Genomic DNA, 14,598 nt, shown 5'->3' on the forward strand with positions numbered 1-14,598 from the left:
CGCCTCAGGCCGGGGGCACGCACACCGTGATCGCGGACTCGTCTTCCGGGCGGTAGTAGGCGTCGATGATGCTGCCGGGGGAGACCTTCGCCAGCGCGGTTTCCGGCACCAGGGTGATCTCCTGGGCCGGGAACTGGCCGCCGGCCGGTCGGGTGACGATCAGATCCAATTCGACCTCGCAGAGCTCCTCGCGCTGACGGCCGGTGGCCCGCATGCCGGTCACCACACCGCAGGAGCGGGTGCCGAACCGGATCAGATCGAGCTGGTCGTGAGTGAGCACGCCATGACGCAGCAGTGTGCGGTCGGCGGTGGCCCGGACCGCGATCGCGTCGTCGGCCAGCGAGAGCTGCTTGCGGCTGGCCGGATCGAAGGACACCAACACGATCACCCCGGGGCGCAGGGCCGACAGCACCTCGTCGTCGGCACCGTGGCACAGCCGGCCGGTGAAGCGCTGGCCGGCAACGCTTTCCACTTCGATGACGATCACTGGATCGTCGGATCCCGCCACCATCTGCACGGTGCCCACGCCGATCGAGCGCGGGCAGCGAGTGCTGCGTGGGCGTCGCGTGCGCGGCGGCTGGCCGGCAAGGCCGGCGGCGACGATGATCGAGGCGAGTGCGCTGGCGGAGACGACGGCGATGGCGCCCAGGAGTGCATCAGACATGGTGTGCAGCGTGCCGACCGTCGGCGGCTACCGAACCCAACTTTGCGCCGGCCTTATTCTGTCCCGATGAGCGCCGGCCCGGACACGGTCGCAGGTGTCGGCACGTCGCAACCGCGACGGGCCGTGATCGACCGTGCGTGGCGGATGATCGGACCCGGCGTGGAGGTGCTCAGCGGTGACGACGGGGGCCCGTTGCGCAGGACGGTGAAGCGGATCATCGATCCGTTGGTGCTGCGGCTGCGCAGCAATCCCGCCTACTCAGCGCCGTTCGTCGACGCCGAGGTGGCGGCCGAGATGGCCGATGTGATCGCGGACCATGCGGACCGACTTCGTTGGGCCGCAGCATGGTTCGAACTGATGAAGCAGGAACGCCGACGTCTGCGCATCACCACCGGCAACGCCCAAGACCTTTATTTCCCAGTGTGTTTCGAACTCGCCGTCACCGACGGGGCACCCGGCGGGGACGGGCTCGACGCGGCGTCGGCGGCGCTGCGTGCCGTTCACGACGACCGCGACCGTACCGCCGTCGAGGTGCTCAACGCGCACGTCGCCGCGCCGCAGGTGATGGCTCGCCTGTCGGCCCAGTTGCACCGCAGCTGGGCCGATGTTCGCGCCGACGACAGCATCAGCGGACCGTTCATGGCCGGTCTCACCACGGTGCTGGGTCCTGCCGAGGGGCATCGCGCCGCCGTTGCCCGCCAACGGGTGTGGTCGGCGCTGATCGCCGACGCGACACCGCACAACCTCGGCGCGCGCGCTCGCAGTCACCCGTCGTCGTTGCCGTGGTCGCTGATCGACCTCGGTCTGACCGCGGCACTGCCGTTGGCGCCGCCGCCGTTGACCGGGGGCCCGGAGCGTGACCGGCCGCTGGACCGCAGCGTGGTGGACCGGGTGCGGGCCACCCTGCGGCGCGCGCTGGATCGGGACGAGTTGCCCGCCGTGCCGCTGCTGTGCGCCGAGGAGGTCGACCGGGCCTGCGCCCCGTGGGGTTTCCTGGGCGAGGACAAACAGGCTGCGCTGGTGGCGGGTATCGAGGTGGCCGGCCAGCTGGCGCCGCTTGACGAACGGGCCGCGACCACCTACCAGGTGGCGGCCATCATCCAGGCCCGGCTGCGCAAGGAGGCGTACGTGCTGCACGCACGCCGGGTACTGGCCGGGGCCGATCCGGTGCACCCGCGTCAGCGCCGGGTCATCGAGGACCTGGCGTGCTTCGCCCAGCCCTACCTGAGCCGGTTGTGGGCGCGGCTGCACGGCCGCGACGTGTGGCAGGAACCCTGTGACGACGTCGACGATCTGCGCGCCCTGCTCGAAGGGGTCGCCCGTTCGGTGAGCCTCGACCACCGGCAGCGGATCAAGGCGATGCTGGAAGTGCAGGTGTCGCAATGAGATTGGTGGCCGACTCGGGGTTGTGGCGGATCGGGCCCGCGGTGGCCGCGGTGCCGCTGGTTGCGGTGCTCGAGGTCGACGGCGCGGTGCTGGCCTGGACCGTCGACGAGTCCGGGGACGCAGCCGACGCGCAGATCACCCTGACCGACGCCGCCCGCGCGGACTGGCTGTGGCGGGTCCTCGGCGAAGGCGGCCACCATGCGCTGGCCGCCGCCACCGTAGAACCACCGGATCACACTGCCGGAGTTGACCTTTCGGGCGTCGAGGTGCGACCGGGTTCCGTGGACGGGTTGCGCAGGCTCGCCGTCGGGCACTGGCTGCGCCGGTGGTGGCCGGCCAGTGTGCGCGACGGCATCGTCGGCCTCGATCCGGCGTTGCTGGATGCCGAGATCGCGCTGCTGACCGCCGATGCCGAGGACTTCGTCGCCGACGACGGCCTGGACGCCGACATCGGCGCGCTGCTGGCCCCGCACGCCGGAGCCCTCGCGATGCACCTGCTCGTTGGTGACACTCGGGTGGTCGCGCTGGTCCGCAATTGCGTCCGACTCGCCGAGGAGATGGGCGTCGATGCTGCGGGTTGGGCCGACCTGAGCGACGCCGTCGAGAACATTCGGCCGCAGCCGGCGGCGGTGCGCCAGGACGACTATGCGCTGGCCGCCGGCGGCGACACCGGACCGGCACCATCGGGACTCATCGCGCGGGGCGCGGCGTCGATCGCCTGGTCCGGGGTGCCGGGAGGCGTTTTCGACGCCGCGGAGGACACCGTGAGCTGGGCGGTGGCCGCCGACGGCGACGCAGTGACGGCGACGGTGCACACCGCGGTGATCGGACCCGGCTCGCCCGCCGGCATCCCGGTGGCACTGCGCTGCGGGGATATCACCGGCGTGGGCGTACTCGACGGCTCGGGCCGCGCGACGATCTCGCTGCTTCATGGGCCGAACGCTCCGCTGACCGCCACCGGCGGTTGGGACCAGGACTGGTCGGCCACCGTGGTGACCGTCGGGGCCGAGGTGTCGGAGGCCGTCGACGCGCGCGAACGCGTCCGGCGGTTCGCCCGGCAGCGACTCGCGCACCCGGGACCTGACGCGTTCCTCGCCGAGACCCTGGCCGCGGAGTCCGACTACTAAGTCAGTACAACTAGGCCAGTGGCGACGGTGGTCCGGGCTTGGCGTTGGCGGCGTCGCGGCGGCGGGCCGCCATTCCTGCCAGTGCCTCGAACACCACTCGGTGGGCGGCATTAACGGTCAGCTCGGCGTGGTCGTAGGCCGGGGCGACCTCCACCACGTCGACGCCGGCGACGTCGTGTTCGTAGCAGAGTTGCCGAACCATGCGCAGCAGATCGGCACTGGTGATCCCGCCGGGCTCAGGTGTGCCGGTGCCTGGCGCATGCGCGGGATCCAGAACGTCGATATCGACTGAAACATAAAGCTTTTCGGCTTTGTCGAGGGCTTCGGAGACGGCGCGCCGCATCACTTCCTTGAAGCCGAGGTCCCAGATCTCCTGCATGGTGTGCCAGGTCATGCCCTGTTCCTGCATCCATTCGAAGGTGTCCTGGGGCGGCCAGTACCCGCGCAACCCGACCTGAACGAAATGCGTTCCGGGAACGGCCCCGGATTCGATCAGCCGTCGCATCGGGGTGCCGTGGCTGGCCAGGTTGCCGTCGATGATGTCGGCGGTGTCGGCGTGGGCATCGAAATGCACGATCCCGACATTGCCGTACCCGTGCACATCGGCGACCGCGGTGGCCGACGGCCAGGTGATCGAGTGGTCGCCGCCCAGCACCACCGGCACGATGCCCCGCGATGCGACGGTGTGTACCCGCTCGCGGATGTTGGCGTGCGACACCTCGGTCAGCCCATGCGGGCAGTGCGCGTCACCAAAGTCGACGACCTCGAGCCAGTCGAAGATCTCCAGCCCGAGATCCATGTGATACGTGCCGGGTTCGTAGGCGGTGGCCCGGATGGCCCGCGGGCCGAACCGGGCACCCGGGCGGTTGGTGGTGGCGATGTCGAACGGGGCGCCGACGATCGCCACGTCCGGGCGCCAGCTGTCCAACTGCTCCGGCTCGGTCAGGAACGGACGATGCCCGAACGAGGCCAGACCCGCATAGGGCAGATCCAGTTGCCCGGCCATGCCGGGAGGCAGCTCACGCGCGGGTTTGTGGTCATGACCGGAACTCATTGGCCAGACATTACCGCCGTCGGGCCGGCCGGGTTAGCCTCGACGGGAATGCGTTTCGTAGGAGTGCGTGGGAGTTGACACCGTGAGCGAGCCGACCCGAGCCGAGATCGCCCGCGCGTTCGCCCAGCACCGATTCGACGACGCGCTCGGGCACCTGGCTCGCGACGTCGTGTGGACGATCGTCGGCTACTCGGTGCTGGAGGGCGCCGACGCCGTCGCCACGATCTGCCGGGACACCGCGGGCGGTCTCGCCGCGACCGTGGCCACCTGGGACCGGTGCCGCACGGTGGAGCAGGACGACACCGTCGTCGTCGAGGTGCTGGGCCGGTACCGGCGCCAGGACGGCGTCACGATCGTCTCCAGCTGCCACATCATCGGATTCGCCGGCGCCGAGATCGCGTCGATCACGTCCTACGGCGTGGAGGTCGATCCCGACTCGGTGGGCGCGCCCAGCGACGTTCGGCACGCCGGCCGCTGAAAGTCATAGCATCGGGGCGTCGTACCCGTCGTTGTCGCCATCGGAGATGCTCAGGTTCGGGCTCACCACATAGCGGGCCTGATTGCCGCCGGCTCGCCGCGCCTCGTACATCGCGGTGGTGGCCAAGGCCACGATCTCGTCGAGGATCTCGGTGGGCGGGTGCTCCACGAGTGGCTGGAGCGGGGTGCTGACCACACCGATGCTGGCGGTCATCCCGGCCGGCGAAGAGGCGATCGCACCGCGGATCCGCTCGATCAGCGGCGACGAATCGGGCGTCGTGAAGCAGTCGGCGACAAGGAATTCCGCCTCGCTGACATGTCCGAGGATCGCGTCACGGCGCACCGTCTCGCGCAGTGCCTGGCCCGCGGCCACCCGCGCCCGGTTGCCGCCGCGGTTTCCTGCGACGGCGACCATCGCCGCGAAGCTGTCGATGTTGACGACCGCTATCACCAGGTAGCGGTCGTCACCGCGGTTGCGTGAGGCCAGCAGCGTGGCCGTCTGCAGATAGAACGCGTCGCGGTTGAGCAGTCCGGTGAGCGGCTCGACGGCATCGGCGCCGTCCTCGGCTCCGGTCAGCCACACCACCATCCGGCAGGAGAAGGCCGCGAACACATACAGCAGCAGGATCAGCGCGACACCGGCCAGCGTCAGGGGGAGGTCGTCGCCGGCCATCTGCACGGCCAGATAGAGCAGGGTGCCGAGAGCGATCGTCAGGACCGTCGCCAGCAATCGCGGGCCGTGAAAGAGCGCCGTGTACCCGACGATCAACGCGAACGACGAAGCGCCCAGCAGCCCGTAGAGCGGTACCACCGGGATGATGGACCCGATCGCGATGGATACCGCCGCGACGGCGACCAGCAACGCCGACTCGTTACGGGTCGGCCAGCGGTGCCGCAACCAGATGAACGTCGATGCGAAGCACAAGGCGGACACCACGATCAGCAGCGCTCGGCTGAACGGCCACTGCAGTGTCGCCGAGCTGCCGATGGTCGACAACGTGATCAGGCCCAGCGTGAAGACGCTGCCGGCGATCACCCGGGAGGTGTAGGTCTGTGCGCCACGGGCCGCCAACAGGGCGGTCAGGGTGTAGTACTGATTCGCCGATCGGGTGGACAACGCCAGACGCATTACCCCACCCTTCGTGATCGCACCGCTGCTGCACGACTTGTCAGCAACGAAATCGCGCGTGCGCTACCGATGCCGGGTTCCGAGCCTAGCGAACGCTTTCTGCACTGGCCACCCCCGGTTTTCTCAGTTTTTCCGCATACGACAATTCGGCCGGTGTGGCGAATGGCCGGATTCGGTCACGCCGCGACGACGACGGTCAGCTCGTTGCCTGCCCGCTCGACGTGCATCCCGGCGCGGCGGGCCACGGCGGCGACCGCGGCCGCGTCGCCGGGTTCGGATCGCGACGTCGCGAGCGCCCTGGCGAATCGGCCTTTGTGCGCCTTGTTGAAATGCGTGACGACGGTCCGGCGGCCATCGGGGTGTTCGGCGAGAACGTCGACGCGTACCGCCTCGGGCAGCCGGCCCAGCGCCGCATACGAGCCGGACCGCAGGTCCACGATCAGCTCGGTGGCGGCCAGCTCGGCCAGGACCGGCTCCAGGACCGGACGCCACCGAGCCGCGAGGGTGGCGCTGCCGGGGAGCTTGGAGGTGGCCGACAGCCGGTAGGCCGGAATCGGGTCGTCGGCGCGCAGCACGCCGAACAGGGCGGAGCCCACGGCCAGCCGAGCCTGGGCGCGCGCCTTGGCAGCGCCACGCAGCGATTCCACGTCCAGGGCGTCGTAGAGCACCCCGGTGTAGCGGACGATGGCCGGCAGGGTCGGAGAACTCAGCAACGCGGCATTGCGGTCGATCTCGGCGTCCTGCGCGGGGGAGATCCCCAGCGCCGCCCGGCACGCCTCGGGTTCGGCGGCCAGCGCGACGAGTTCGTCGATGAGTTCTCGGCGCAGCGGACCCAACGCCGGATTGCTCAGATCGTCGAGCCGCAGCGGGGGGCCGTCCCCGCCACTGCGTTTGGTCTCCGACGGCGGAAGTAGAACGATCACGGTGCAGACGGTAGCGGGCAGTGCGCGACGCCCGTACCGGCCCCCGGCCGCGACGCTGATAAATTTGTCGGTCAGTGTTTTGACACAACAGGACACGACTCACCAGCAGCGCATCGAGGGGTAAAGGTGGCGTCGGCCGAACAGCCGAACCCTGACGACGAACTCCGGCAACTGTGGCAACTCATCAACCATCTGCCGGGCATCGTCGGTTACTGGGATCGCAATCTCCGCAACGTGATTGCCAATGATGCCTACCTGCAGTACTTCGCGATGGCACCGCATCAGGTGCACGGCAGGCATATCCGCGAGGTGTTGGGCGAGACCGTCTACGCGCTGAACCTGCCCTACATCATGGGCGCGCTCGCCGGCCGCGAGCAGATCTTCGAGCGTGAGCTGGTCGGCCTCGGCGGCGTCACGCGGCGCACCTTGCTGTCCTACATCCCGAACATCGTCGACGGCGAAGTGCACGGCTTCTACATTCAGGGCACCGACCTCACCGCGGAGGCGCAAGCCGAGCGCACCCTCGACGACGCCCGACGGCTGTTCGAGATCAGTATGGCCAACGCCCCGTACGGAAAAGCGGTCGCGATGACCACCGGCGAGATGCTGCTCGCCAACCCGGCGCTGTGCGCGTTGACCGGATACGACGCCGACGAACTCGTCGGCCGCGACTACCGCGAGTTCGTCCACCCAGACGACGTGGCCGCCGGTGAGGAGGAGATGGCAGCTCTGCTGGCGGGGACGGTCACCCAGGTCTCCTCCGAGCGCCGCTACATCCGCCGCGACGGGAGCGTGATCTGGATGCAGCGCAGCGCCGTCCTGGTGCCTGGCCGGTTGCCGGGAGCCGAAGACCTCATCATCGCGCAGTTCCAGGATGTGACCGCGCGGCGGATCGCCGAGGCCGAGCTGGCCCGGCTGGCCGTCACCGACCAGCTCACCGGGCTGTACAACCGGCGGGCTCTGGTCAGTCGCGTCGCGCAACACCAGAGCGCGAGGCCGGGGACTCCGGTCGGCATGATCTTCATCGACCTGGACGGCTTCAAGCATGTCAACGACTCGCACGGGCACGCCACCGGTGACGTCGTCCTCGCCGAGGTGGCCCGACGGCTGAGAAACGCTGTCGAGGAACCGAATTCGGCGTATCGCCTCGGCGGTGACGAGTTCGTCGTCTTGCTTCCGGACGCCGCCCGGGACGCGGAGGTGCGGGCCCTGTCGGTGGCCGTGTGTTCCGCGCTGACCGGCCGCTACACCGCTGACTCGAGTGAGTTCGACCTCACCGCGTCGGTGGGGTGGACGTGGGGCCACGCCGATACCGCCGAGGACCTCATTCGCCAGGCCGACATCGACATGTATCGGCACAAGGCGCGGCTTCGCCAATCCGCCGTCCCGAGCGAGTCCGAGGTCTGATCAACCTTCAGCCGTAGGCGAGCAGCAGCGGCACCCGCTGTTCGGCGCTGGTCAGCGAACCGTGCTGGCCGATCAGCGCCGACTCCATGGGTTCGGCCGTCCGTCGCACCAGTGCGGCGCGGCCGCGCGTGGCGGCCACCACGTCACCGATGCGGGCGCGCACCCGGTCGTCGACGGCGTCGCCGAACCAGCCTGCGGTGATTGCCTCGTCGCGCGAGACCACCCAGGCATGCTCGGCCAGCGTCTCGTGCCAGGTGGCCAGGACGTCGGCACCGGCGCCGTCGCGGACGTAGACGTGACGGGCGCGCGCCTCGCCGCCGATCGCCGACACGCCGTCGAGCAGATCCGCTGCGGTGTCGAGGTCCACGGTGGCCGCACCGTCGACGGCCACCATGCCGTGATCGGCGACCACCGCGAGCAGCCCGCCGACCGGCAGCGCTTCGACGACCGACTCGACCAGGCGGTCCACTTGCCGGAGCTCCATTCGCCAGGCCGGCGAACCGGGTCCGTAGAGATGGCCCATCAGGTCGAGATCCGCGTGGTAGCCGTAGCAGAAGCCACCGCCGACGATCGTGGCGCGGACTTCGGCGGCCAAATCGCCGAGCCCGATCACGCCGACGTAGCGGCCGCCCCGCAGCACTGCCCGGGTGAGTCCGGAGCCGGTGAATTCTGCACCGGAGATCACGTTGACCGCCATCCCCGCTGAAGCGGCGCGCTCAAAATTCGTTGGTAGCGGCTGAATCTCCTCCGGGATCGCGTGGGCGCGCGCGTCGTCGCCCCATGGGTGCGGACGCCACCGCAGTGCGTTGATGATGCCCACCTCGGGCAGCCGGAAGGACAGGCCGACCATGCCGTGGCCGCCCGAGGGCAGCCCGGTGCCCACCGCTGCCAGTCCCGCCGCGGTGGTCGACGGGAACCCCACATGCAGGGTGCTGCCGCGCAACCCGGCCAGCACCGGAGCGTCCGCTGCGTAGGTGTCGAGCAACTCGGCGCCCAGACCGTCGATCAGCAGCACGCAGGCTCCGGCGACAGGTGCGGCCAGCTCGATGCGCGGTTCAAAGCCGGCCACACCCATCGCCGCCAGTACCGATGGCACGACATCGGCCAGGTGGGGGGTGTCAACGTCGAGGCGTGGCGGGTTCACGGCGTCGAGCCTGCCATGCTCTCAGGGTTTGCCGAAACCGGCTTTCGTCAGGATCGCCTGGCCGGCCGGACTGGTCACCAGATCCACGAATTTGGTTGCCAGCGCGGGATTGCCGGCATGGGCGAGGGTGGCGATCGGATAGATGTTGACCGCGCCGGCCGCTTCGGGGAACGACACCGCCAGAACCTTGCCGGCGGCGCCCGCGGTATCGGTGACATAGACCAGTCCGGCGTCGGCCTGACCGCTGGTGATCTTGTTCAGCACGTCGGTGACCGAGGATTCTTCGCTCACCGGGGTCAGTGTCACCCCGGTCTTGCTCTCCACGTTCTGGGTGGCCGATCCGCACGGAACCTGGGGGGCGCACACCACAACGCTCAGTCCGGGTTTGGCGAGGTCTTGAAACGTCTTGATGCCCTTCGGGTTTCCGGGGGCGACGGCGATCGTCAAGGTGTTGGAGGCGAAGTTGACGGGGTTGCCTGCGAGCAGCCCGGCTTGCCCGGCTTTGTCCATGTTCTTGGTGTCGGCGGAGGCGAAGACGTCGGCAGGGGCGCCTTGGGTCAGCTGGGTCACCAGATCCGAGGAGCCCGCGAACGAGAACTCCACGGAGGCACCGGGATTGTCCTTGCTGAACTGATCCCCGATCGCGGTGAAGGTCTTCTTCAACGACGCGGCGGCAAAGACGATGATCTTCTGGCTGCCCGGCGCGGCCGTCGTGGACGACGGTTGCTGTGACGAGGAACTGCAGCCGGTCATGAGAACCAGACCGGCGGCCAGTGCCGGCATCAGACGTGTGATCACTTCGCTCCTGACGTTTCGACGATGACCGTGGTGGCCTTGACGACCGCCACCGCAACGCTTCCCGGTTCGAGGTTCAGGTCCCGCACGGCCTCGCTGCTCATCAGCGAGACGACGGTGAACGGCCCGCATTGCATCTCGACCTGAGCCATCACGGTGTCGGTGACCACCCTGGTGACCAGTCCGGCGAACCGGTTGCGGGCGGAGCTGGCAACCGAGAGCGGGTCCTTGGGAGCCGCGGCGGCGCTCTTGCGGGAGTAAGCGGCCAGCGCGGCTCCGTCGACGGTTTTGCGGCCGGACTGGTCGCTGCCGGTCGGCAGGTCGCCGTCATCGATCCAGCGCCGGATGGTGTCGTCGCTGACGCCGAGCAGCTCGGCGGCCTCTCGAATTCGCAACATCGGCACCGCCGAACACTAGCCGATTTCACCCGCATCCGCGGTTTCATGCACCGGTTTCAGCCGCAGTTACGGAAACTATGTGCATCGCACGGTGCGGCTCCGCACGCGTCGTAGGGTGTGGCCGTGCGACTCATGCGCGGTAGCGCACCGCTGGCGGCGGTACTGGCGCTGGGCCTGCTCGCTCCGCAGACCGCCAACGCCGATCCGAATGCGTTGTGGCGGATCGTCCACGACCAGTGTGTCGTCGATGTCCAGCAGCATCGCGACCCGGCCCCGTGTTCGCGCGTCGACCTCAGCCGCGGCGAGGGCGGCGGCTATGCAGTGCTCAAGGACATTGTCGGAGACCGGCAATACCTGCTCATCCCGACCGCCCGCATTCCGGGCATCGAAAGCCCTGAGCTTCGGGAGCCCAACGCCACCAACTACTTCGGCGCGGCGTGGCAGTCCCGGTCGTTCGTCGAGCAGCGGGCCGGTGGAACCATCCCGCGAGACTGGATGAGCCTGGCGATCAATTCGGCGATCGCGCGGACGCAGAACCAGCTGCACATCCACATCGACTGTCTGCGCGCCGACGTCCATGACGCGCTGCGCGCGGCTGCCGGCGCGATCGGCTCGACGTGGGCACCGGTCCCGGTTCCGCTGAGTGACCACACCTACTGGGCGATGGCCGTCGACGGCACCGATCTCGACGCCAACCCGTTCCGGCTCCTTGCGGACGGCATCGACGGCGCCCGCGCCGACATGGGGGAGTACACGCTGGTGGTCGTCGGTGCCACCGACGCCACCGGCCGGCCCGGGTTCCTCATCTTGGCCGACCGCGCCGACGACACCGGCAACGCCGGCGGTGAAGAGTTACAGGATCACGACTCCTGCCCGCCCCCCGTTGCGGCGGCGCCCGGCACCGCCAAGTAGCCGGCCGATCAGTACGGCGGCATCTGTCCCTGGCCGGACGCCCCGGCCATCCCGTTGAGGGTGTCGAGAGCATGGCGAAGCTGAAGTTGGGACAGCAGTGGTCCCGCGGGTGCCGGCGGCTGCTGATCGGTCAGCGTCCACGGCTGGCAGCCGTCGGTCTTGAACGTGGTGTCGCCCGGATCGATCTGCACCACCGCGGGCTTCTTGGTCAGCGCGTTGTCGACGTTGGTCTGGCCGTCGGGGCCGCCGGTCCGCTTCCAGTAGCACGCGCCGCCCTCGACGGGTCCTGCAGATGCGTAGGTGCCCGGGACGATGTCGACCCCGATCTTGTAGGTGCCGTCGCTGTCGATGGTGGACTTCGGTGCACCGGCCGGGGTTGCGCCAGGAGCCGGGGTTGCGCCCGGAGAGGGCGTCGGGGCTGACGCGTCGACCGGACCGGGTGCGGGCCCGGTCGGGGACGGCGTGGGCGGCGCGGTGGTGGTCGGGTCGGCGGCTGCGACACCCCCGCCGATGACGCCGGCGGCCACCGCCAGCGCACTGATCGCGATCACGTTCGTTAGTCGACCCACGTCAACCAGGGTAACCCGGCGCCGGACCCGGCCGATCCAGACTGAGTTAACGTCACCTGATGACCAGCTTCACCGACGCCGTCGCGAGCGGGACTGCGGTGCTCACCGACGGCGCGATCGAAACGCGTGTCATGTTCGAGACACCGATCGCGATGGATCCCGACGTCCAGGTCGCCGGACTGCTCGGCGACCGTCGGGGCGAGGCGGCGCTGGCGGAGATCTACCGCAGTTATCTGGATGCGGCGGCCTCGACGGGTGTGCCGCTGGTGATCGGCACACCGACGTTCCGGGCAAGCCTGCACTACACCCGTCGCGCCGGACTCGGCGACATCGAGGCGGTCCAGGGGCTCAATAGCGCCGCGGTCGCGTTCCACCGACTGCTGCTCGACGGCCATTCCGGCCCGCCGGTATGGGTTGCCGGGGTGCTCGGCCCGGCCGGCGACGCCTATCGGCCCGCCGAAGCGCCACCGGAATCTGCTGCCTTCGACTACCACCGGCCGCAGATCGACACCTTGGCCGAGGCCGGGGTGGATCTCATCTTCGCGGCCACGTTCCCCGCGGTCGGCGAGGCGGTCGGGGCAGCGCGCGCGATGGCTCGAACCGGATTGCCGTTCGTGGTGTCCTGGGTGCTCGGCGCGGACACCCTGCTACTGGACGGGACCCCGCTGGCCGAGGCCATCCGGCAGGTGGATGACGCCGCGGCGCCCACGTACTTTTCGCTGTCGTGCATCCATCCCACCGTCGCCGCAAGGGCGCTGGGCGACGGCGGCGACGCGGTCGACCGGATAAACGAGGTCAAGGCCAACGGTTCCACGCTGAGCCCCGCGGAATTGGTGGCGCTGGATCACGCCGAAAGTGATCCGCCCGCTGAATTCGCCGCCGCCATGAACGGTCTTCGGCGCGACTACGGAATAGCCGTCGTCGGCGGATGCTGCGGCACCACCGACGAGCACATGCGCGCCCTCGGGGCGCTGCTCACCGAATAGTGAGCGCGCCGGTCAGGCGGTCTTGCTCAACAGCGGGAGCAGCAGGCGGCGACGGTTGAGAACCGCGTCGTCGAACTCATGCTCCGCCTCGGCGACCGAACCCACAATCGGGAACACGACGTCGCTGTCCCGGCGCAGACGGCGGTTCACCGCGTCACTGCCGACCACCGCCCACTCGACGCCGGCGGCGGTGCAGACGTCATCGATGTCGCACAGCATCCGGATCGCCTGCGGAGCAAACGAGCTCACACCGGACAGGTCCAGAACGAACGGCTTCTCGGCGAGGACCAGCCGCTTGGCGCATTCGGTGACCCGGTCGACGTTCACCGAATCGACCCGTCCGCTGACCGCGACAACCGTCGCCATGTGCCGAGAGTGTGCTCGAACGTGGGCGCCCTCATAGTCGACAGCGGGGTTGCCGTATCGCGACGTGAAGCTCGTCATGGGTGCCTCATTTCGGTCCTGTTGCGTGTGTGACGGGTTTATAGACCGCCTCAACTTGACCCAAACGTTATGCCGCAAATTTAAGGTCACCGGGAGCAGTGGCTAAATCCTTGGTAAGAACCCAACTTTCGGGTGCACCCCCGGAAATCGGGCAACGTCGGCCGCGTAACGGCTACCGGAGAGCGGGCAGAACCTCGTCCGTAAGCAGAGTTACGGACTTCCAGGCTTCCTCCACCGGCATGCCGCCCACCAGCGGATGCATCACGATCGGGCCGTAGTTTGCCGATCCCCGCACCTCGTCGATCAGCTGGTCGGGGGTGAGGAACCGGTACCTGCCGGACGCGCGGACCTCCGCCAGGGACTGCACACCCGGCAGGTGCATGGACGACCGCGACGGGTCGTCGGACCACGCCCCGTAGGTGACTGCCTCCCACAGAATGTGGCTACCGAGTTCGGCCCACGCCCGCTCGGGGTCTTCGTGTAGATAGATCATTCCGCGGTTGACCGCGGGCGGCATGAGGACGAACGGCTGCACGCCGGCCTCCCGGCACAGCTCGGAGTAGTACTCCGCGAGGTCGGGCCGATGGTCGGGCAGGCTCAGCGGCAGACCGAACCGCACCGCCCGGCGGACGGTGGCTCGAACGCCGCCGCCGACATAGAGCGGGGGGTGCGGCTTGGACCAGGTGCCCGACACGACGCCGGTCTCTCCGGTCCAGGCCGCCAGCATGGTTTCCAGGAGCTGATCCATGAGTTCGCCGCGCCGGCCGAAGTCCACCCCGAGGGTCCGGTACTCCTCTTCCCGGTAGCCCAGGCCGACCGTGGTGTGCAACCGGCCGCGGCTCATGGCGTCGACGAGTGCGATGTCCTCCGCCATGCGCACCGGGTTCCACAGCGGTCCCAGCGCGCAGTCGATGCTGGCGAAAATGTTGGCTGTGCGGGCCAGAAACATACCCGCGATCATCACCGGATTGCAGCTCCAGCCGTGGCCGGTGACGTGGTGTTCGTCGACGCTGATCGCGGCGATTCCGTGCCGGTCGCCAAACTGCGCCAACTCCATTGCAGCCGAAAGCAATTCACCTTGGACGCCAGGATCTCCGCCTGGAGAGGCGAAATTGAAGCGGAGAATTGCAAGCATCTGAGCACTGTATTGGGGTCATTGCGCCAAACTCGATGCGAACGGGTC

16 protein-coding genes are annotated in these 14,598 nt (G+C 68.9%); 6 read left to right on the plus strand and 10 right to left on the minus strand.

The window, feature by feature from the left end:
* Positions 1-4: 4 nt before the first annotated feature.
* Positions 5-664, minus strand: coding sequence for a hypothetical protein (locus BST42_RS13480; RefSeq protein WP_083119264.1), 660 nt, complete (start codon positions 662-664; stop codon positions 5-7).
* A gap of 66 nt (positions 665-730) precedes the next feature.
* Here BST42_RS13480 and BST42_RS13485 point away from each other — a divergent pair, with 66 nt between their 5' ends.
* Together BST42_RS13485 and BST42_RS13490 are read left to right on the plus strand one after the other, a co-directional pair.
* A complete protein-coding gene (locus tag BST42_RS13485) occupies positions 731-2,050 on the plus strand; it encodes a hypothetical protein (protein WP_207569493.1) in 1,320 nt (439 codons plus the stop codon).
* A complete protein-coding gene (locus tag BST42_RS13490; RefSeq protein ID WP_083119268.1) occupies positions 2,047-3,177 on the plus strand; it encodes a hypothetical protein in 1,131 nt (376 codons plus the stop codon). Before BST42_RS13485 ends, BST42_RS13490 begins: the two co-directional genes overlap by 4 nt.
* A 10-nt stretch (positions 3,178-3,187) precedes the next feature.
* On the opposite strand, the gene speB is transcribed toward BST42_RS13490, so the two are convergent.
* On the minus strand, positions 3,188-4,183 hold the full coding sequence (gene speB, locus BST42_RS13495; protein ID WP_083119687.1) for an agmatinase: 996 nt from the start codon (positions 4,181-4,183) through the stop codon (positions 3,188-3,190).
* 130 nt (positions 4,184-4,313) lie between these two features.
* Here speB and BST42_RS13500 point away from each other — a divergent pair, with 130 nt between their 5' ends.
* Complete coding sequence (locus BST42_RS13500) at positions 4,314-4,709, plus strand: nuclear transport factor 2 family protein (RefSeq protein WP_083119270.1); 396 nt, start codon at positions 4,314-4,316, stop codon at positions 4,707-4,709.
* Between the two features lie 3 nt (positions 4,710-4,712).
* On the opposite strand, the gene BST42_RS13505 is transcribed toward BST42_RS13500, so the two are convergent.
* Together BST42_RS13505 and yaaA are read right to left on the minus strand one after the other, a co-directional pair.
* Positions 4,713-5,837, minus strand: coding sequence for a GGDEF domain-containing protein (locus BST42_RS13505; protein ID WP_083119272.1), 1,125 nt, complete (start codon positions 5,835-5,837; stop codon positions 4,713-4,715).
* A 176-nt stretch (positions 5,838-6,013) separates the two neighbouring features.
* The gene (yaaA, locus tag BST42_RS13510) at positions 6,014-6,760 is read right to left on the minus strand and encodes a peroxide stress protein YaaA (RefSeq protein ID WP_083119274.1); all 747 of its coding nucleotides are present in this window, start codon (positions 6,758-6,760) and stop codon (positions 6,014-6,016) included.
* Positions 6,761-6,886: 126 nt separating this feature from the next.
* On the opposite strand from yaaA, the gene BST42_RS13515 reads away from it, so the two are divergent.
* Positions 6,887-8,167, plus strand: a complete 1,281-nt coding sequence (locus tag BST42_RS13515) for a diguanylate cyclase domain-containing protein (protein ID WP_083119275.1) — start codon at positions 6,887-6,889, stop codon at positions 8,165-8,167.
* Positions 8,168-8,174: 7 nt separating this feature from the next.
* Here BST42_RS13515 and BST42_RS13520 read toward each other — a convergent pair whose 3' ends face one another.
* From BST42_RS13520 to BST42_RS13530, 3 genes are read right to left on the minus strand one after another with little or no spacing between them, the layout of a single operon-like run.
* The gene (locus BST42_RS13520; protein WP_207569494.1) at positions 8,175-9,311 is read right to left on the minus strand and encodes an alkaline phosphatase family protein; all 1,137 of its coding nucleotides are present in this window, start codon (positions 9,309-9,311) and stop codon (positions 8,175-8,177) included.
* Positions 9,312-9,332: 21 nt separating this feature from the next.
* Positions 9,333-10,094, minus strand: coding sequence for a molybdate ABC transporter substrate-binding protein (gene modA / locus BST42_RS13525; protein WP_110918606.1), 762 nt, complete (start codon positions 10,092-10,094; stop codon positions 9,333-9,335).
* 11 nt (positions 10,095-10,105) lie between these two features.
* Positions 10,106-10,510, minus strand: coding sequence for a TOBE domain-containing protein (locus BST42_RS13530; protein ID WP_083119276.1), 405 nt, complete (start codon positions 10,508-10,510; stop codon positions 10,106-10,108).
* Positions 10,511-10,636: 126 nt separating this feature from the next.
* On the opposite strand from BST42_RS13530, the gene BST42_RS13535 reads away from it, so the two are divergent.
* Entirely contained in the window at positions 10,637-11,416 is a 780-nt protein-coding gene (locus BST42_RS13535; RefSeq protein WP_083119695.1) for a CDP-diacylglycerol diphosphatase, read from the plus strand.
* Positions 11,417-11,424: 8 nt separating this feature from the next.
* Here BST42_RS13535 and BST42_RS13540 read toward each other — a convergent pair whose 3' ends face one another.
* Positions 11,425-11,985 (minus strand): Rv1352/Rv1906c domain-containing protein, encoded by a 561-nt coding sequence (locus BST42_RS13540; protein ID WP_237159406.1) that lies wholly within the window; start codon positions 11,983-11,985, stop codon positions 11,425-11,427.
* Positions 11,986-12,044: 59 nt separating this feature from the next.
* Here BST42_RS13540 and BST42_RS13545 point away from each other — a divergent pair, with 59 nt between their 5' ends.
* Positions 12,045-12,971, plus strand: coding sequence for a homocysteine S-methyltransferase family protein (locus BST42_RS13545; RefSeq protein WP_083119277.1), 927 nt, complete (start codon positions 12,045-12,047; stop codon positions 12,969-12,971).
* Positions 12,972-12,983: 12 nt separating this feature from the next.
* Here the strand turns inward: BST42_RS13545 and BST42_RS13550 are convergent, their stop codons facing one another.
* Both BST42_RS13550 and BST42_RS13555 read right to left on the minus strand, forming a co-directional pair.
* Complete coding sequence (locus BST42_RS13550; RefSeq protein ID WP_083119279.1) at positions 12,984-13,415, minus strand: STAS domain-containing protein; 432 nt, start codon at positions 13,413-13,415, stop codon at positions 12,984-12,986.
* Between the two features lie 172 nt (positions 13,416-13,587).
* Positions 13,588-14,550, minus strand: coding sequence for an LLM class flavin-dependent oxidoreductase (locus BST42_RS13555; protein WP_083119281.1), 963 nt, complete (start codon positions 14,548-14,550; stop codon positions 13,588-13,590).
* Between the last annotated feature and the right edge of the window lie 48 nt (positions 14,551-14,598).

It is taken from the genome of Mycolicibacterium rhodesiae (assembly GCF_002086695.1).
GTDB lineage: Bacteria > Actinomycetota > Actinomycetes > Mycobacteriales > Mycobacteriaceae > Mycobacterium > Mycobacterium rhodesiae.